We start from the raw sequence: 18,823 nt of genomic DNA, 5'->3' as shown, positions 1-18,823 counted from the left end.
GTGGGCGGTATAAAGGGGAACATGAGTCGCCGACCAATTACGTCCACCTACCGTCTCCAACTCCGTGGCCCCAAGGCCGACCCAAACGGGCGCGCTTTCACGTTCGCTGACGCGGCTGAACAGGTCGGCTACTTGGCAGACCTCGGAATTTCACACCTGTATCTGTCGCCTATCCTCACCGCCGTACCGGAGTCTAACCATGGCTACGATGTCATCGATCCGACGACGGTGAACCCGGAGCTCGGCGGCATGGAAGAGCTGCAGAAGCTCGCGCAGGTGGCGCACAAGGCCGGTCTGGGCATCATTATCGACCTGGTACCGAACCACCTCGGTGTTGAGGAGCCTAAGCTCAATGCCTGGTGGTGGGACGTTCTGACCTATGGCAAGGATTCTCAGTTCGAGCCATACTTCGATATCGACTGGCACGAGGACAACGGTGCCAACGGCAAGATGGGGTTGCCGATTCTGGGCTCCCCGGAGGATATCGACAAGCTGGAGCTCGACACGTCTGGTGACGAGCCACTTCTGCGTTACTACGACAACACATTCCCGGTGCGCCCGGGCACCGAGGACGGCACCCCGCAGGAAGTACATGATCGCCAGGCCTATCGCCTGATGTACTGGAAGGACGGGGTCATTGGCTACCGTCGATTCTTCAGCGTCAACGGTCTGGCCGGCATCCGCCAGGAAAACCCGGTGGTATTCGAGCACACACACCGCATCATCCGCGAGCTGCTGGCAGCGGACATCATTGACGGTGTCCGCATTGACCACCCGGATGGCCTCAGCAACCCATTCGGATACCTCAGTGAGCTACGCCGTCTACTCGGCGATGACAAGTGGCTGGTTATCGAGAAGATTCTGGGTGCCGAAGAGCCACTGGATCCGAGGCTCCAGGTTGACGGCACCACGGGTTACGACGCCCTGCGTGAGTTCGACAATGTCTTCGTCAACCGCGACTCCCGAGACGCCATGAGCATGTTGGCTCTGCAGCAGTCCGGCTCGACCTGGGACAAAACTGCCGTGCAGGCAACTGCGCAGGCCCTCAAGCACGATGTCGCAGCGCACGAGTTGGCTGCAGAAGTCCGTCGTCTAGCACGTGCCCTGCGCCGCGATAACTGGTCTATCAGCGGTACCAGCGTCAGCGATGAGGTACTTATCGACACCATCTGCAAGCTGGTCGCTGCCATGCCTGTCTATCGTTCGGACTATGTCTCCCTGTCGCGAGTGGCTTCCACGGTCATTGGTGAAATGGCAGCGCGTTTCCCCTCGCGTGTCTTTGCCCTCGACCTCATTTCGGCAGGTTTGGTAGCCGGTGGTGAGGCCGCCACGCGGTTCGCGCAGGTCTGTGGTGCGGTCATGGCAAAGGGTGTCGAAGACACCACCTTCTACCGCGCCTGCCGCCTGATCAGCCTGAACGAAGTCGGCGGTGATTTGGGTCGCTACGGCATGTCGGCGGCGGAGTTCCACCTGTTGCAGTCGGAACGTGCTCGCCTCTGGCCACGAACCATGACCACGCTGTCCACGCACGACACCAAGCGCGGCGAAGATGTCCGAGCCCGCATTCTCCAGCTCTCCGATGTCTCCGGCGACTGGGCTGAAAATGTCCGCAACTGGATGGCCATCACCCCCGCCCCGGACGATGCCACCGGCTACTTCCTGCTGCAGAACATCATCGGAGTCTGGCCGACCGACGGCGTGATTACCGATGAACTGCGCGAACGCCTCCACGACTACGCCATTAAGGCCATCCGCGAGGCAGATGTGCACACCTCCTGGACGGAGCCGGTCGAGGAGTTCGAACTCGGCATCCGCAGCTGGATTGACGCGCTTCTCGACGGCCCCCTGACCGACTCCATCACAGAGTTCGTCCGCTCCATTGCGCCAGCTGCCCTGACCACGTCACTGTCGCGCAAGCTCCTCCAGCTTGTCGGCCCCGGCATCCCCGATACCTACCAGGGGACGGAGTTCACAGAGGACTCCCTGGTTGATCCTGACAACCGCCGGTTCGTCGACTACGATGCGCGCGTCGCGGCGCTGGATAAGGTTGCTCGCGATGAGGTCACGTCGGTAACTAAGAGTCCAGAGCACCCAGCTGAGCTGCCGGAGGACTTTACGGATGCCGATGCGGACGTCGCAAAGCTGATGGTGACTCACCACGGAGTGAAGCTGCGTGCGGAACGCCCGGAGTCCTTCGTCGGCGGTGCCTACCAGCCAGTATTCGCCGTCGGTGTCGGCGAGCGTCATCTGGTCGGCGCGGCACGTGGACCGAAGGGCGAGCCGGAAGATGTTATCGCGCTGGTGACGCGCCGTCCGCTGGGACTGCAGCGCGAAGGCGGTTGGGGCGACACTACAGTGACACTTCCCAAGGGATTCTGGACCGACCGTTTCACTGGCCATACTTGGTCCGGCACCATCGCCGTGGCTTCTCTGTTCAGCTCCTTCCCAGTAGCACTGCTGGTACGCGAGGACGATGACGATTAATCGAATGAAGGATTCGCTTGCCGACGGTTCCCGCGAGCAGACCCGCAAGGCTCAGTTGGCGGAGGATCGAGAGGTTACACGTGCGCTGCAGTCGAAGTACGACTCGTGGGCAACTCGGCACCCCACTGCCGCGCAGGACTTTGTCGATGCGATTAAAGAAATTCTCTCCGATGCCGGTTTGGCCTTTGACAATGTCACGGCGCGGGTGAAGTCTTTCCGCTCATTGCGGCAGAAGGCCCTGCGTCGTGAAGCGGATGGCAGCTACGTCTACCCTGACCCGTGGCACGATATCCACGACATCATCGGTGTGCGTGTAACCACGTACCATTCGACGGAGATTCCCGCGATCATGGATGCGCTGGGAGATTCGCTGACTGTGCTGCGTAGGATTGACAAAACCGCGGAGACACGAATCAGCGGCCGGTTGGGATACGGCTCCCAGCACTTGATCTGCAAGGTGTCGACGGCGGCGCCGTCAGAGCTAGCTCCATATGCGGATATGCAGTTTGAGGTGCAACTGCGCACTGTGCTGCAGCATGCGTGGGCGGAATTTGAGCACGATATTCGCTATAAGGCCCCTGAGGGAGCGACAGACCCGCGGATTGATCGAGCTTTTGCGCTGGCCGCTGGCCTTATTGAGCTCGCGGATCAGCAGTTCGACCAAGTCGTTGCCGTGCTGGAGGAATCCACGCCGGACGATTCCGCGCAGGGAGAGGGCAAACAGCCCTCAGCTCCGGCAAAGACCACAGCCGATGACATTGTGGTGACTGAGGAAACCCTACCCGGCGTGCTGACGATGCTGCTTCCAGATGCGCCCCGATCGAAATCAGAGCATTACGGCTGGGCAGAAGAACTGCTGGAGCGCAATGGCATCCGCACTGTCGGGCAGCTGCGAGAGCTACTTAATCCGCAGCGCCTCAGCGCGGTAAGCAAGGCCATGAAGTACCGCTTTACCCCAGGTCATGTGCGTGTTATCGATGACCTATTACTAGCGGCTCGCGGTGAAAAGCACATCAAGGCCACTGCGGATACCAGCCATAACCCGAAGCGTCGACCAGCCCGTTTGCGCGCACGGTTGCAGCAACTAGCGGAGGCCGGGATGCCTATGAGCGACGTCCCCGAAGACGATCGAGCTGACGGCGATCGCGCTTCGTAGGCCGCCCGGCACCGCGGTCGCGCGTCGGCATCGATGCGAGAATCTCCTTCGGAGGCGGTGGCGGAGAGTGGTCGATATAGCACTGCCTGGCCACCGGAGCTCCGACCCGCTTCTTCACCGTCTTGGTGACCTCAACAACGTGTTCGCGGTGGTTTGCCCACAGTCGCACTCTGTCCCCGGGGACGACCAGAACTGAGGGTTTCACGGCTTCGCCGTTGACTTTGACGTGGCCGCCACGGCACGCATCTGCGGCCAATGAGCGAGTTTTCAGCAACCTGACCGCCCAAATCCAGGCATCGATACGCACTGGTTCGGTAGACAATTGCTGCTGAGCAGGCATTTACTGCGGATCCTTGTAGTTCACAATCCGCTGAACCTTTTGCCAATTGAGAAAACCACCGACCAGGCCGACTACTGCCAGGATGAGGAATAGGGACATGCTTCCGGCTAGAAGTCCGAGCACTGCACCGCCGACGACACCGCTGCCTGCCCACACAACGGCATTGCGGGAGTACTTTCGCACCGCGTTCTTACGGAGCTCAATGGGGTTCTGAGGTTGGGGCTGAAGATAGCTCATGGAGTACATATTAGAGCGTTCTGGTCGCCCTGACGCATCGCATAGGTCGATAGGGCGTACAATTCGGGAAAAATTTCTACAGCTATAGCAAACCTGCTAGATATTCCTATTTGAGTAGGTAATTAACACAATGGCGTAGGTTGATTGCTAGTGTTAGTCCTATGACAGAAACTGTCCGCCCCCGCCACCGCATGGTCGACCGCGTTGCGGCGATCCTCGAACTCGTTGCGCGCTCTAACGAAGGGCTAACCCTCACTGACATCGCCCACACGCTGAACTATCCGCTCAGTACCACGCAGGGCCTTGTCAATGGTCTGACTGTGACAGGTTACCTTGACGAGTCCAACAAGCGTTACACGCTCGGCATGGCGCCGTTTCTGCTCAATGTCATGGCCGGTCGTCGCATGGTCAACGTTCCGACGGCTGAGCTCGAGGCGATTCACAACGAAACTGGTTTGATTACCGTGCTGGCACTGCCGGTTGGTGGCAAGCTTTTCTACCTCAAAACCGTCGGTGAATCCATGCGCTACCAGTACCTGACGGAGAACTTCCTGCCGCGCTCACTGCTGCGCACCTCTGCAGGTTGGGTTTTGATGAGTCGGTTTGAAAAGCGCGAACTGTGGTCCTACCTGAACTCCGCGCGGCCGGAAGACCAGGTCTATGTGGATGATTTCCTCCGCCAGGCCGGGGAAATCGCTGAGACCGGCGTCTGTGCTGCCCCGGGTATTGCCGAAGGCGGTGGCGTTGACGGTGTCTCTATCGCAGTGGAGGAAGACGGTGCTACTGTCGCCGCAGTCTGCGTCTTCGGCCGGCCGGAAAAGATTGCGGAAAATAAGGACGAACTGGTGGAAATTCTCAAGCGCCATCGCGGCGCACACAACGGCGAGGAGTCCCCGAACCAGGGTTAGTGGCTGTTAGGCGCGCAGCTCCCGCCAGATTTCGCCACCGTCCGTAGACGGCTCGCTAGCTCCCTTAGTCAGCGCCTGCATTTCGCCGTCAAGCTGGGCAATCCCCTCGGCAGTCACCGCGATCGAAAACTCCACGTTCTGGCCCCACCTCGTTTCCACGATCTCATAACCACGAGCACGCAATTCCGCTTCGATGCGACCGGCATCTGCGGCGGAGACACTCACTACTCTCAAGGCTCTTTGCACGCGCCGCATGCGCGTGACTTTTTCTAGACACTCTGAGACCGAATCCGAGTAGGCCCTCACAAGCCCACCCGTGCCCAATTTGATGCCACCAAAATAGCGGATCACTACGGCGGTGACATTCGTCATTCCAGAGCCCTGGAGCACATCGAGCATCGGGCGCCCTGCCGTGCCGCCAGGTTCACCGTCATCTGAAGATCGCTCCACCCGATTCCCTCCGACGACCTCATGAATGTATGCGCTGCAGTGGTGGCGAGCATCCGGGTACTCCGCCTTGGCCAAATTGATGACCTCTCGGGCGCTGTCTTCGTCGTCGGCACGCGCGATCCACGTGATGAAGCGAGATTTCTTAATCTCGATTTCATTCGTGACGATGTCACCGCCGGCGGGGACAATCAGCTCGATGTCGCGCTGGTTCTGCGTCGCTTCGGTCGAAGTGGATGGCTCGGTGGTCATAGTGTCCATTGTTGCGTATGGGCTTCGTGCACACCCAATCACCGCCGCTCGGTACTTTTCTCGACCTCACCTTTGACTCCCCTCGAATCCGCGGTGTTCGAAAACGTTTCCCTGTGCCCATCCGCTGACTGACCTACCATGGTGCCCATGAGCAACTACCGAGTCTGGGCCCCGTACGCTTCCGAAGTTCGTCTGCTGTTGGGCAATCCTGACGCGCCGGCGATTTTTGATATGCATCCCATCGCTGACGCGACCGATGACTACGGCGCCAACTCTGGTTGGTTTGAAGCTGATGTGGCTCGCACACCGGGGGATCGCTACGCCTTTTCGCTGCGGGCACATGCGGGATACGGCGCGCCTGACGACGAATCGGGGGACCACTCCTCCCCCGCTGTCGGTGACTGGACAATACCGCTGCCAGATCCGCGTTCCCAGTCGCAGCCGGATGGTCCGCATGGTTTCTCCGAGGTCGTTGACCTGGGTGCCTATAAGTGGAAGGACTCGGCCTGGTCGGGCCGGATTCTGCCAGGAGGTCTGATTTATGAGCTGCATGTGGGCACCTTCAGCGATTCTGGTGATTTCGAAGGTTTGGTGGAACATCTAGACCATCTGATTGAGCTGGGGGTAACACATATTGAGCTGATGCCAGTGCAGCCTTTCGGTGGTGACCGTAATTGGGGCTATGACGGTGTGTCCTGGCACAGCGTGCACGAGGGCTACGGTGGCCCGCGGGGTCTACAGAAGCTGATTGATACGTGCCACCGAAAGGGTTTGGCTGTCATCTTGGATGTGGTCTTTAACCACTTTGGTCCAGACGGCAACTATGTGGGATTTTTCGGCCCCTACACCGCTGGTGGCTCGACGGGTTGGGGTGAGGTTGTCAATCTCACTGGCGACAACTCTGATGAGGTGCGTGCGTATATTTTGGATGCAGTGCGCCAATGGCTGGTGGATTACCACGTCGACGGTCTTCGTCTGGACGCGGTCCATGCCCTGCATGACGAGGGGGCATTCCACATTCTGGAGCAGATGCAGGTTGTCGCAGACACTGTCGCAGCCGAGACTGGTATTCCGCGTTCTTTGATTGCAGAGTCCGACCAGAATGATCCGCGTTTGGTCCGCCCGCGCGCTGCAGGTGGCTTTGGCCTCAACGCTCAGTGGGATGATGACGTCCACCATGCACTGCACACGCTGGTCTCTGGCGAGGACCACGCCTACTACTCAGACTTTGGGTCGGTGGAAGCGCTAGCTAGTGCTTTGGAAACTGGCTTCTGGCATACGGGCACAATGTCGACGTTCCGTGGTCGCACTCATGGTCGTCTCTTCGACCTGTCTGTACAGCCCATGCATGCTTTCGTAACGTACACGACCACACATGATCAAACGGGAAACCGCGCTGTCGGTGACCGTCCGTCGATGAACCTCACTCCGGCGCAGCAGGTTTTAAAGGCAGCAGTTATCGCCTGCAGTCCTTTCACCCCGATGCTCTTCCAAGGTGAGGAATGGGGCGCCTCTACCCCGTTTGCTTTCTTCTGTTCCCATGAAGATCCGGAGCTGCAACGGCTCACGCGCGAGGGACGCCTACGTGAGTTTGCCCGTGCCGGGTGGGATCCGAAGGAGGTATCCGACCCATCGGATCCAGAGACCTTCCACCACTCGAAGCTCAATTGGCAGGAGGTCTCGGAGGGCTCGCACGCCACTATTCTGGCGGCCTACCGCGATCTCTTCGCGCTGCGGAAGTCCCACCCGTCGCTTCGCACTCCCTGGTCGGCATCTGTGGTGACTGAGTATGACGAGGACAATCGTTGCCTCGTCGTTGTGCGCAGCCAGGATGAGCGCGAAATGGGTGCCCGAAACTCGGATGCCTTTGAAACTGTCGCTTTGGTGGCGAATTTCTCCGACGCCGAAACCAGCGTCAGCCTGGATTCCGAGTTCGGTTCCGCCCACCTGCTGCACACTTTTGAAGACGCAGCAGCCAGCATCGTCAATGACGAAGCTGCCGGTCCCGAAATCTCGCTTCCAGCGTGGGGCTACGCTGTCGTCTCGCTCAGCTAGTCAGCCGGACTTTCAGCCTCGGTGTCGGACTCTTCCTCATCCGCCGCACCCGACTCGGGTGCTGGCCACGGCAACTCGGTGACATCACCGTGGAGGACGTGAGCCACCAACGCGTCTGCGATGAGAATATCGCTCATCACCAACGTCGGAACCAGGTCCGCCAGCTGAGCCCACATCGGAATCAGCTCACGGACAGCGGCGACACTGGCATCAGAGTTCTCAACCTGAGTACGAGCCAATACGCGGGCAGCCACTGCAATAAGCAGTGACGTTCCCGGCACCAGAGTCCAGTGCAGCGAAGGATCATCCGCATCGATGCCGTCGAGCTTGTGGAAGCGCACATTGACCGCCTTGCGCAGTCGTGGAGACGCCTTCGACACCGTCTTAAACAACACTCGAGAGGCGGCGGCAAGCTGGGTCATGACACCGGATTCCACAATCTCAGCACGATTGCGTACCACTTCGTAGATTGCGGTGAAGCGAGCGTCATCGTCGGTCAGCGGACCCGGGACCATGCGGTAAGGATCAAAGACCTGCGACAGAATAGCGCTGGCCTGTGCTTCCGGCAGCGAGGTAATCTGCACCGAGCTCTGGTCGATAGTAGCGGACTCCAGGGTGGTGTCCTGGCCGCTGGCAGCAATGTCCAGCAGTCCCTGGCCACCAGTTGTGCGCAGGTAGTCCAGCTGACGAGAACGGTCCACGCTCTCATCAGTGAGATCCGCCAATGCTGCCAATGCACCGAGCCACGGCACACGGCGACGCCCCGGCACTGGCTTAGTAGCGCTGAAGTCTCCCAGCACGAGTCCGGAGGCGATAAACATACCCGGCTGATCGTCGAGCGCGATGACTGAACGGTTCAACGCTGCCAGACCGGCGCGTGGTTCGGCACACAAGATCGCACCCAACCTAGGTGCGGCCAGCAGCGGATTCGCCTGCGCCATGTCGGTTGCACGACCAGCCCGCAAGGTCGCCAGTAGCGTCCACAAACGTGCGAGCTGATCCTGATTTAGCTCGCCCCACAGTTCCTGCGCGCGAGCAACGGGATCGGTGTCCTCGCCATCGAGGTCGATAGCCTCTGCATCATCGACATGATTCAGAATGGTCGACCCGGCCGCCGGCCACTGCGGGTGGCGTTCCTTTTCCACACCGAGAGTCACCTGCGCGACAAATGGGCCGAGGCCGCGGAGTTCGGCGGGAAGCTCGCATTCGCCCTCTACGACTTCCAGGGCGACGGGTTCGCGCCACGGCTGACCGGCGGCCCAGAGCCACAGGGTCATCGGCAAGTGCGAAACGTCGTCAGCGACATCAACCTCGATGATGTCAGTGGCTTCATCGTTGAAGGCAATCTGGCGGATGGCATCGCGGGAGGAAGCCTCCACCAGTGGTACAGACAGGCGCTTCCGTCCCGTCACACGTGTCCAGTCCAAACTGATGCGCAAGGCCTTCAGCAGGGAGATACGGTCGGCAAACTTGCCGAACTCCGCGTAGCCAGTATCGCCGAAACGCTTGATGGGGACGCGACAGATGTCGCGCTCACCGCTGGAAACTGCAATATGCGCATGGCGCAGCTCGCCCGGGGCATTGACGACAATCTTGCCGAAGGCATCGACACGCTTCGGGCGAGTGACCAATGTAGTGGTGCGGCGGGCGACGGATTCGTCGGCAAGCGGAACCTCAAACTGCAGCGTGCCTGGCGTGACCTGCAACTGCAGCCATGCGCCCTCCTCGGTGGAAAGCTCGACGGTACCTGTGACTTCGTCCGCCCCGAGGCGCACGATAGCGGGCTCGGCGTCAAGCGGCTTGTCACCGGAAACAACGCGGATGTCAGCGGGGCTCAGCCCGTCGATGGTTGGGATGCGGAAGCCGTCTCCACCACCGCTGTAAGTAATCGTGAGGTCCGCCTGCTCCGCAATGGCGAAGTGCTTCTGGAAGCTGCGGCCACGCGGATTGACCAGACGAACCACGAACTCGCCGACCCACGGGTAATCGTCATCGGTAAGAATCTCAACCTCGCCACCCGCGGCGGGTACCTCGAGGTCATAGACCATGACGGAATCCGTGGTAAACGCACCATATCCACCAAAATCGGTGACGATAGCACGCCAGGACTCGTCCTTACCGGACAGCGTCGGCGGGAACACAGCGACCGGACCACCGGCGTAAACCGGGGTGCCGTAGGCAGACACCGTGCCGTCGAGACGCGCGTGAGGCATGGTCATTCGCGGTTGACGCTGCGGGGATGCCGACCGAACCTCGCCGGCCGCCCCGGACCGACGAACCTGAACTGCATGAACATCGCGGAGATCGATCTCAGCGACTTGCCACAGCTCCCAGTTAAATGGGCGCGGGTCCGATAGCAATGGCACCTCAGCGCCTGTGACGGGGTCAACGAGTGTGGCATCAACCGGGTAGACCACCGTAGCGGACGTCGAGTGTAGCGAGACCTTGTCTGTGACTGACTGACCGTCGGCACCGAAAATGAGAATCGGGTCCTCAGTGCTAATCGCGGGGACTCGCCAGTGCTTCTCATCGCCGATTTCCACCAGCACATCGCGCACCGGCTCATCGATGGTCACCACTGGACGCGGCAGCGAATCCTGCAGGCCCACCACCGGCGTCGTTGCTACCGTGCCGCCGAAGGTGACACGCCAGGTCCGTCCCGCCGGATCCAGCGGCGTCGGTAGCTGTACGCCAACGGTCTGCGTCAGCTCATCGAAGTACAGCTGCGGGCGGCCGGTCGTTGCCACCACGCCCACGGCTTCACGACGATTCGCAGTACCCGCCGGACGCATACGCAGCTCTTCACGCGCAGCGGCCACCAGCATGGGCGGCAGCCCCGCATCGAGCTGGCCGAGTTCTTCCCGGGCCTCCCAGTTGGCCGGATCGGCAGCGGTGGCAATGGCGTAGCCGAGGGTTGCTTTAAACAACTTGTGTGCCTGACGAGGTGCCGTCCTGGCCAACTGACGCAGCGCCAGCGGGTAGACACCATCTTCCGCCTCTGCGATTTCGGTCAGCAGCTCCTCGAGCAGCGGGTGAACCTTCGAGAGCGCCTGTACCAAGTCATTTGATGAAGGGTCGGATAGCTCCGCTACCCCGGCAAGTTCCTCGCAGCGCTCGATAATCAGTGGCATCACTGATAGCTGCACACCCGCGTGCAGCAGAAGCACCTGCGCTGCCCGCTGCAGCGGATCCGCGTCGGCCTGGCTGCTGTCGACGTCGTTAGGCAAACCAGCATTGGCCAGCATTGTCGGCACTGCGGCGGCGAGGTGCTTGATGAGCGCGCCGGTAGTGTCAGCGTCTGGATCCAGCTGCAGAGCGGCTGGCCAGTCCAGCCACATTTCGCTTGCCGACGCAACACGCGCGGCGCGTCCTACCAGCGAGGCAAGGGTGACCAGCGGGTGATTGTCAACGACACTCTTCGCAGCTTCAATATCGGCGGCAGTACCGCCCGCCAGATGATGGGCCAGGAGCGTTCCCAGGAAGCGGTCGATACGCTCAACCTCGTCCATCGCCAGCCCTGACCAGACAAACAGTGGCTCAACTTTGGCCTGTGTGGCAGATTCCAACAGCCCTGGAATCCGGGTGGCCAGGTCCTGCTCTGCGGCAGCCAGCCACATTTCGACAATCACGGTATTTTCCACTCGGACACCCTGGTCGACACTGCTTGCCCCAGTCATAGTGGGTGGACGCTCCCCTTCGCTACAAAGCTTGCTCGAAAAGATTCATTTAATTAACGGAGCTGGGAGGACTTCCTCGGAGGTTTCCCAGCTGGACCCAGCAAGTCTAGGTCAAAAAGTCATACTCTGGTGTGCCGGGTACCAGTCGGCGGCACTTCAGCGGCGAGGCATCCATGCGCGCCAGCAATTCCTCGAGGTCAGAGGCACGACGTAGCTCAATACCGACAAGAGCCGCGCCAGTTTCGCGGTTGTTGCGTTTGAGGTACTCGAACTGCGAGATGTCGTCATCCGGGCCGAGAACATCGCTGAGGAACATACGCAGCTGGCCGGGCTTCTGCGGGAAGTTGACCAGGAAGTAGTGCTTGAGGCCGCGGTAGACCAGCGAGCGCTCCATGATCTCGGCATAGCGCAGCACGTCGTTATTACCGCCCGAGATGATGCAGACAACAACCTCGTCCGGTTCAAACTGCATCTGCTCCAGAGCTGCCACAGACAGCGCACCGGCCGGCTCAGCGATGATCCCTTCGTTCTGATAGAGATCCAGCTGCGCCTCACAGACCGCGCCCTCCGGCGCAATCATCGGATGAACGCGGTTGCGGTTGGCCTCCAGGATGTGCCATGGCAGGTCACCGAAACGGGCCACCGCGGCGCCATCGACGAACGGATCGGTGTGCCCCAGCGTAATCGGGCCGTTGTTCTCCAGGGCTGCGCGCATGCAGGCCGCACCCGCAGGTTCCACACCCATGACCTGGGTGTTCGGCGACATATCCGACAGGTAAGAGGTGACACCGCTGAGCAGACCACCGCCACCGACCGGTACGCAGATGGTATCCAGAGTCAACCCCTGACCGGAGAGCTGCGCAATAATTTCAGCTGCGACAGTGCCTTGTCCGACGATGGTGTTGAAGGAGTCGAATGGCTCCACCATGGTGGCACCAGTGCGCTGTGCGTCAGCACGCGCCGCAGCGGCGGCCTCATCGAAGGAGTCCCCGACAACGACAATCTCAACGGCATCGCGGCCGTGGTAAGCGATACGGTCGCGCTTCTGCTTCGGCGTGGCATTGGGCACATAGATGCGCCCCTTAATACCCAGCTGACGACAGGCATATGCCACGCCTTGAGCGTGGTTTCCTGCAGATGCCGCAACGACGCCTGCTGCTCGCTCTTCGTCGGTGACCTGAACCATGGCGTTGTAGGCACCGCGAATCTTGTACGAGCGCACGTCCTGGAGGTCTTCCCGCTTGAGGAATACCTTAGCACCGGTGATTTCGGAAAGACGTGGGCTGAACTGCAGCGGAGTGGCCGCAATAACCGAAGAAATTCGTGCCTGCGCAATCTGAATATCGGCCGCGTGGACAAGTCGGCGTTCGGTCTGGGAAGCAGGCACAGAATTCTCACTCATGAGCTATGACTCTACTCGGTCATACAACCGGTTGCGACAATCAGGGCCACGATAAGCTACCCCAAAATGCTGGCCCCAATCGTCGCCTTCAGATCACCAATCAAGCTGGCGTCCCGGTCGACCCGCAAGTGCTCGCCGAGAACCAAAGTGGTGTGGGAATCGCCGTCGACAAGCTTGAGGTAAACGTCGGAGTCGCCTGGGTTGTCCAGCAGTACTGACTTCAGCTTGGCAATCATCTCCGGAGTGCACTGATCAGTGCGCATGGTCAGACGCAGCGGCGCCGAAGTGGAGCCATTACGGCCAAGATCCGGCAGCTTCAGGTCATCACAGACCACACTCATGCGGTCATCGCGGTACTGAACGCGGGCACGAATAAGCACGATGGCGTCTTCAGCAATGCTGGTGGCAATCATCGCGTAGGTTCTCGCAAAAGCCATAACTTCCACGCGCGCGCCGTTGTGGTCCTCAATACCGATAATCGCCCAGGGCTGGCCGTTCTTATTCACGCGACGGTCAACGCTAGAGACAATGCCACCAATAGTGATTTCGGTGTTGTTAGCGACTTCCCCACCGACGACCGTGGTCAAAGCGGTATCGGTCTGCGCGGCCAGCGATTCTTCGAACCCATCGAGTGGATGACCGGAGACATAGAGGCCCAGCATTTCTCGTTCCAGGGTCAGCTCGTGCTTGCGATCCCACTTTTCATCCGGCACACGGATTTCAAAGATGCTCTCCGATCCGGTGTCCTCTTCCCCACCGAAGCCCGCAAACAGGTCGAACTGTCCCTTGTCTGCAGCCTTCTTGGTCGACAGCACCGAGTCAATGGCCTCTTCGTGAATGAGCGCAAGGCCCTTTCGTGGGTGCCCCAGCGAGTCGAAAGCGCCGGCCTTAATCAACGACTCGGTGATGCGCTTGTTACACGGCAGCGTCTCAATCTTGTCCAGGTAGTCCGAGAACGACGTGAACTTGCCCTTCTCCTCGCGCGTCTTCACAATCGACGCGACCACATCATGGCCGACGTTGCGGATAGCGCCAAGGCCGAAGCGAATATCCTCACCGACCGGCTCGAAGTCCATACCCGACTCATTGACATCCGGCGGCAGCACCTTAATGCCAAGGTGGCGACAGTCCGACAGATAAATAGCCAGCTTGTTCTTATCATCCGCCACCGAGGTCAACAGCGCCGCCATGTACTCAGCGGTGTAGTTGGCCTTCAGATACGCGGTCCAGTAGGACACCAGGCCGTAGCCCGCCGCGTGAGACTTGTTAAACGCGTACGAGGCGAAGGGCAGAATAATATCCCACAGCTTCTGGACAGCATCCTTGGAGAAACCATTCTCCAACATGCCGCCTTCGAAGTTCACGAACTCCTTGGCCAGCACCTCGGGCTTCTTCTTACCCATGGCCTTACGGAAACCATCTGCTTGGCCCGCGGTGTAATTCGCCAGCTTCTGCGAGATCTTCATGATCTGCTCCTGGTACACGATCAGGCCGTGTGTTTCTTCCAGGATTTCTTTCAGCTGCTCATCCAGTTCCGCGTGGATGGCGTTATAAGGCTTGCGACCATTCTTAATATCCGCGTAGTCAAAGTGCGCGTTCACACCCATCGGCCCCGGACGGTACAGCGCCAGCGATGCCACGATGTCGTCGAAACCCGTTGGCTGCATGCGCTTGAGCAGCTCACGCATTCCGCCACCATCGAGCTGGAACACGCCGAGGGTGTCACCACGTGACAGGAGCTCATAGACCTTTGGATCATCGGTCTGAAGGTCATCGAGCAGAACTGTCTCGCCTCGGTTGGACTTGATGTGCTCAATACAGTCACCGATAACCGTCAGGTTTCGAAGCCCCAGGAAGTCCATCTTCAACAGACCGATGGCCTCACACGCCGGATAGTCCCAGCCAGTGATAATCGCGCCGTCAGCCTGTCGCTTCCACATCGGGATGTGATCCAAGAGTGGCACCGACGCCATCACCACGGCACAAGCGTGCACGCCGGTCTGCCTAACGACGCCCTCGAGACCACGGGCTGTCTCGTAAATTCGAGCCACATCCGGGTCGGTTTCAATAAGCTGACGAACCTCGGCGGCCTCGCCGTAGCGTGGGTGCTCCGGGTCGACGATGCCGCTCAGCGGAATGTCCTTAGCCATAATCGCAGGTGGCAGCGCCTTAGTAATGCGGTCTGCAATCTGGTAACCCGGCTGACCGAACTGCACACGCGCCGAGTCCTTCAGAGCCTGCTTGGTCTTCACCGTACCGAAGGTGACCACCTGCGCCACCTTGTCTTCGCCCCAGCGATCTGCCGCGTAGCGAATCATCTCATCGCGGCGGCGGTCATCGAAGTCGATATCGATATCCGGCGCGGACGGACGCTCTGGGTTCAGGAATCGCTCGAAGAGAAGACCGTGCTCAATCGGGTCGATATTGGTAATCCACGTCGCGTATGCAACCAAAGAACCGGCAGCGGAACCACGCCCCGGACCGACCTTGATGCCCACCTCACGGGCATGGCGGATCAACTCCGCCACGATAAGGAAGTACGACGGGTAGCCCTTACCGTCAATCACCTCAATTTCGTACTCCGCGCGCCGGATGTACTCCTCCGGTACCTCGCGCCCTTCAAAGCGCTTGCGCAGCCCCTCCATCACGTTGTGATGCAGCCATGTCGTCGGCGTCTCCCCTTCCGGAACGTCCGCCTTCGGCATGCGATCGTGCGGGTGCTCCTCCCACAGCTCGTCGTAGTCCTCAACGCGCTCTGCGATGAGCAGCGTGTTATCGCAGGCACCCGGGACTAGGTGATCCCAGGTCGCGCGCATTTCTTCGGCGGACTTAATAAAGTAGCCGTCACCGTCGAACTTAAAACGGTCCGGGTCATTGAGCGTCTTACCCGTCTGCACACAGAGCATGGCCTCGTGAGCCTTGGCCTGGTCACGGGTGACATAGTGGCAGTCATTCGTAACCAGCGGCGGCAGGTTCAGCTTCCGGCCAATCTCCAGTAGCTCACTGCGCACACGGGTCTCAATATCCAGCCCGTGATCCATCAGCTCAAGGAAGTAGTTTTCCTTGCCGTAGATGTCCTGCCACATCCCGGCGGCCTGCAGAGCCTCGTCGAACTGCCCCAGGCGCAGACGCGTCTGCACATCACCCGACGGGCAACCAGTGGTCGCGATAATGCCCTCGGCGCGTTCTGCCACCAACTCGGCATCCATACGCGGGTACTTACTAATTTGTCCCTCATACGACGCCATCGACGACAGGTAGAACAGGTTCCGCAGGCCCTGCGCATTCGCAGCCAACATGGTCTGGTGCAAGTAGGAACCGCGACCCGAGACGTCGTCTCGACGCTGATGCGGTTCACCCCACTGAATGCGCTTTTTATTAAAACGGCTCTCCGGCGCCATATATGCCTCAATGCCGATGATTGGCTTGATGCCCTTGGACTTCATCTGCCGATAGAACGCATTCGAGCCAAACATATTGCCATGGTCGGTGACACCGACCGCAGGCATTCCCTGTCGCGCAACCTCGTCGGCAAGCAAATCAATCTTCGCCATACCGTCGAGCATGGAGTACTCGGTGTGATTGTGGAGGTGCACGAAGGAGGAGTTAGCCATGAGTCCAGATTGTAGACAATCCCCCGGACTGAACAAGATTCCTTCGAACACCCAAAATGAAGCAGCCCCTTATGCCTGCACAGTTATAGCTAAAGACGTGTGCAACATCACTCTTACTTTTCCTTTACTTTTCAAAACCAGTTGACAATACTCGACATCACAGTTCGTGAGGAAGTCCTCATATTTCCTCGCGGCCACAAAGAAACGCACCGCCCTCGAGCAAAGAACCAAAGGAGCAATACAGTGTTCGCACCACTTTCCGATGGCCACTTCACCTACTTCCCCAAGCCCGAGCTTGACGAGGTTCTTGCAACCATCGACCGCCGCCCCGTTGCCGCCGGCTACCTCATCGATGGCGATGTCATCACCTCCAACATGGATGCCGCCCGCTACAGCTGGCTGGTCTAAAAAAAGCGCAGACCTGGAAAATTCTGACTTTCTTTTCAAAATCAAAGACAGTACAGGTTTTCAATGATTACGTTTTAGGGCATGAAACTTTCTCGAGCTTCTGCCCCGGAGTCCTCGGGTACATCCCGCCCGGCTCCGACACCGACGTCTCATTTACCCGAGGCGCTGCCGCCGCAGACGTCCCAGACAGCCCGCCCGCCACTAGCTACCGACACGCTGCTTAACTGCACTTCCCTTCCTGCAGTCGTCGTCGACCTCGCGGCGGTCGAAGCCAATGCCCGCGATATGCTCCGCCGTGCAAACGGGATGCCTATCCGCGTGGCCTCGAAATCGATTCGCATTCCACAGCTTATTTCGCACGCCCTGGCCTTCCCCGGTTTCCAGGGCGTGCTGGCATATTCACTGGCAGAGGCGCTGTACCTATTCCGAGAAGGCATTAGTGACGACATCGTCGTCGCCTACCCAACTCTTGACGCCCGCGCTATCTCAGAGCTTGCCGACGATGATGCAGCGCGTGCCGCCATCTGCGTCATGGTTGACCGTCCCGAGCATCTAGAGGCGCTGGCGTCGTCGGCAAGCGAAAATGCGCCAATCCGCGTGTGTATGGACGTCGACGCATCCTTTCGTCCCCTCCCCGGCGTGCATATCGGTACGCTGCGCTCAAGCCTGTTCTCGCCGAAGCAGGCAGCGGCGTTTGCCAAGCAGATTATTGCCCGTCCGGAGCTGCAGCTGGCGGGAATCATGATGTATGAGGGACACATTGCCGGAGTGGGCGATGCCGGAAACTCCCTGCGTGCGCGCGCAATTCGAGTGATGCAGGCCGTCTCAAAGAAGGAATTGGCAAAGCGCCGCGCGAAGGTTGTCGCTGCAGTCGAGAAAGTGGCGGGGCCGCTGGAGTTTGTCAACGGTGGTGGCACGGGGTCGCTGGAGTCGACGTGCGCCGAGGCCGCAGTCACCGAGGCAGCGGCGGGGTCGGGGTTCCTGGCACCAACCCTCTTCGATAACTATCGGGTTAAGGGTCAAAATGTGTGTCTGGCTCGGCGTGTCGCGGGGGTTAGATTTGGCCTTTTTGAATGCCGATTGAGTGGGTGTAGTCGGTGTCGATAGCGTTGTCGTAGAGGGCTGGGCGTCCTGTTTCGTGGTCGGCTTGGTTCTCGGTTTGGGTCAGGGTGGATACTTTGGCGAGTTGGCCCTGGCCCCAGTCGGACTGCCTGGCGATTCGTACTGGATCGTCAGGCAGTTCGGTTTTTAAGTAGAGCCACCAATCCAGCATGCGGCGTTGTCGTTCGCCTGATCTGCCGCGGTGTGTTCTGGCAAGTAGTTTGATCTGGGAGTTGATGCCGCCTTCAAGGCTGTTGGTGGTGGATTTAATCCGGTTTTTCTCCAGCACACCTTCTGGTGGGGTGAGGTAGACAAACAGCAGTTCGGAGCGCCAGAGGTGGTTGAGGCTGTTGTAGGCCTTGCGCACGTTGTGATGTGTCCACGTGCGGGTCCATGTACCTGTTTTAGGGTCTTTGACCGTGGTTTTCTCGTCCATCCAGGAACGGTAGATCGTGGAGAATTCGTGCAGTTGTGCACCCCATGCTGCTGCTTGGTCCAGGGTGGTGATCCGGGTCAGTTTCAGCGCAAGTCGGTAGATGGTGCGCCCGGCATCGGTGCGTGGGTTGGTGGTGGTGTAGCGGCGGACCACGCGTTGGGCGTGGACGAGGCAGCGCTGGATTTTCGTGGTGGGCCAGCACTTTTTGATTGCGCTGTATGCGCCTTGGCCGCCGTCGATGACGGCGATGAGTGGGGCTTCGATGCGTTCAAGCAGCAGTTGGTAGTCGCGGGTGGTTTCGTGTTT

At 59.6% G+C, this 18,823-nt stretch carries 13 protein-coding genes; 6 read left to right on the top strand and 7 right to left on the bottom strand.

What is annotated here, in order from left to right:
• Window positions 1–21 precede the first annotated feature (21 nt).
• Window positions 22–2,484: a malto-oligosyltrehalose synthase gene (treY, locus tag AB1Z34_RS03245; RefSeq protein ID WP_016422970.1), complete on the top strand. Its 2,463-nt coding sequence runs from the start codon at window positions 22–24 to the stop codon at window positions 2,482–2,484.
• Window positions 2,474–3,640 carry a GTP pyrophosphokinase family protein gene (locus AB1Z34_RS03240; RefSeq protein ID WP_284797208.1) on the top strand — a complete coding sequence of 389 codons (1,167 nt, stop codon included), beginning with the start codon at window positions 2,474–2,476 and terminating at the stop codon, window positions 3,638–3,640. The genes treY and AB1Z34_RS03240 overlap by 11 nt, the downstream gene beginning before the upstream one ends.
• On the opposite strand, the gene AB1Z34_RS03235 is transcribed toward AB1Z34_RS03240, so the two are convergent.
• A complete protein-coding gene (locus AB1Z34_RS03235) occupies window positions 3,588–3,980 on the bottom strand; it encodes an RNA-binding S4 domain-containing protein (RefSeq protein WP_284797209.1) in 393 nt (130 codons plus the stop codon). The two genes, AB1Z34_RS03240 and AB1Z34_RS03235, sit on opposite strands and share 53 nt — an antisense overlap.
• Window positions 3,981–4,217, bottom strand: a complete 237-nt coding sequence (locus AB1Z34_RS03230) for a hypothetical protein (protein WP_172620238.1) — start codon at window positions 4,215–4,217, stop codon at window positions 3,981–3,983.
• A gap of 161 nt (window positions 4,218–4,378) precedes the next feature.
• Between AB1Z34_RS03230 and AB1Z34_RS03225 the strand changes: the two genes are divergently transcribed.
• Window positions 4,379–5,125 carry a helix-turn-helix domain-containing protein gene (locus AB1Z34_RS03225; protein ID WP_016422973.1) on the top strand — a complete coding sequence of 249 codons (747 nt, stop codon included), beginning with the start codon at window positions 4,379–4,381 and terminating at the stop codon, window positions 5,123–5,125.
• Window positions 5,126–5,131: 6 nt separating this feature from the next.
• On the opposite strand, the gene AB1Z34_RS03220 is transcribed toward AB1Z34_RS03225, so the two are convergent.
• Window positions 5,132–5,824 carry a YigZ family protein gene (locus AB1Z34_RS03220; RefSeq protein ID WP_284797210.1) on the bottom strand — a complete coding sequence of 231 codons (693 nt, stop codon included), beginning with the start codon at window positions 5,822–5,824 and terminating at the stop codon, window positions 5,132–5,134.
• Between the two features lie 138 nt (window positions 5,825–5,962).
• Here AB1Z34_RS03220 and treZ point away from each other — a divergent pair, with 138 nt between their 5' ends.
• Complete coding sequence (gene treZ / locus AB1Z34_RS03215; RefSeq protein WP_258225321.1) at window positions 5,963–7,879, top strand: malto-oligosyltrehalose trehalohydrolase; 1,917 nt, start codon at window positions 5,963–5,965, stop codon at window positions 7,877–7,879.
• Here treZ and AB1Z34_RS03210 read toward each other — a convergent pair.
• From AB1Z34_RS03210 to dnaE, 3 genes are all read right to left on the bottom strand, one after another.
• On the bottom strand, window positions 7,876–11,556 hold the full coding sequence (locus tag AB1Z34_RS03210; protein ID WP_367157887.1) for a hypothetical protein: 3,681 nt from the start codon (window positions 11,554–11,556) through the stop codon (window positions 7,876–7,878). The two genes, treZ and AB1Z34_RS03210, sit on opposite strands and share 4 nt — an antisense overlap.
• A gap of 106 nt (window positions 11,557–11,662) precedes the next feature.
• On the bottom strand, window positions 11,663–12,958 hold the full coding sequence (gene ilvA / locus AB1Z34_RS03205) for a threonine ammonia-lyase IlvA (RefSeq protein WP_049190440.1): 1,296 nt from the start codon (window positions 12,956–12,958) through the stop codon (window positions 11,663–11,665).
• A gap of 56 nt (window positions 12,959–13,014) precedes the next feature.
• A complete protein-coding gene (dnaE, locus tag AB1Z34_RS03200) occupies window positions 13,015–16,572 on the bottom strand; it encodes a DNA polymerase III subunit alpha (protein ID WP_016422978.1) in 3,558 nt (1,185 codons plus the stop codon).
• Window positions 16,573–16,815: 243 nt separating this feature from the next.
• Here dnaE and AB1Z34_RS03195 point away from each other — a divergent pair, with 243 nt between their 5' ends.
• Window positions 16,816–16,980, top strand: a complete 165-nt coding sequence (locus AB1Z34_RS03195; RefSeq protein WP_016422979.1) for a hypothetical protein — start codon at window positions 16,816–16,818, stop codon at window positions 16,978–16,980.
• Window positions 16,981–17,061: 81 nt separating this feature from the next.
• Window positions 17,062–18,087 (top strand): alanine racemase, encoded by a 1,026-nt coding sequence (locus tag AB1Z34_RS03190; protein WP_367157886.1) that lies wholly within the window; start codon window positions 17,062–17,064, stop codon window positions 18,085–18,087.
• Here AB1Z34_RS03190 and AB1Z34_RS03185 read toward each other — a convergent pair.
• Window positions 18,035–18,823: IS1249 family transposase (locus tag AB1Z34_RS03185; protein WP_367157885.1), on the bottom strand; the 789-nt coding region annotated here is incomplete at its 5' end. The genes AB1Z34_RS03190 and AB1Z34_RS03185 overlap by 53 nt on opposite strands.

It is taken from the genome of Corynebacterium sp. 045007, assembly GCF_040743205.1.
In the GTDB taxonomy this organism is placed as follows: domain Bacteria; phylum Actinomycetota; class Actinomycetes; order Mycobacteriales; family Mycobacteriaceae; genus Corynebacterium; species Corynebacterium jeikeium_D.
The sequence above is the reverse complement of the archived record's forward strand: the minus strand, read 5'-3'. Positions and strand labels throughout refer to the sequence as shown.

Coding starts and splice junctions, on each gene's coding strand:
- AB1Z34_RS03190 (WP_367157886.1), top strand. CDS start 17,062: ATGAAACTTTCTCGAGCTTCTGCCCCGGAGTCCTCGGGTACATCCCGC.
- AB1Z34_RS03240 (WP_284797208.1), top strand. CDS start 2,474: ATGACGATTAATCGAATGAAGGATTCGCTTGCCGACGGTTCCCGCGAG.
- AB1Z34_RS03230 (WP_172620238.1), bottom strand. CDS start 4,217: ATGAGCTATCTTCAGCCCCAACCTCAGAACCCCATTGAGCTCCGTAAG.
- treY (WP_016422970.1), top strand. CDS start 22: ATGAGTCGCCGACCAATTACGTCCACCTACCGTCTCCAACTCCGTGGC.
- AB1Z34_RS03220 (WP_284797210.1), bottom strand. CDS start 5,824: ATGACCACCGAGCCATCCACTTCGACCGAAGCGACGCAGAACCAGCGC.
- AB1Z34_RS03210 (WP_367157887.1), bottom strand. CDS start 11,556: ATGACTGGGGCAAGCAGTGTCGACCAGGGTGTCCGAGTGGAAAATACC.
- AB1Z34_RS03235 (WP_284797209.1), bottom strand. CDS start 3,980: ATGCCTGCTCAGCAGCAATTGTCTACCGAACCAGTGCGTATCGATGCC.
- treZ (WP_258225321.1), top strand. CDS start 5,963: ATGGTGCCCATGAGCAACTACCGAGTCTGGGCCCCGTACGCTTCCGAA.
- dnaE (WP_016422978.1), bottom strand. CDS start 16,572: ATGGCTAACTCCTCCTTCGTGCACCTCCACAATCACACCGAGTACTCC.
- ilvA (WP_049190440.1), bottom strand. CDS start 12,958: ATGAGTGAGAATTCTGTGCCTGCTTCCCAGACCGAACGCCGACTTGTC.
- AB1Z34_RS03225 (WP_016422973.1), top strand. CDS start 4,379: ATGACAGAAACTGTCCGCCCCCGCCACCGCATGGTCGACCGCGTTGCG.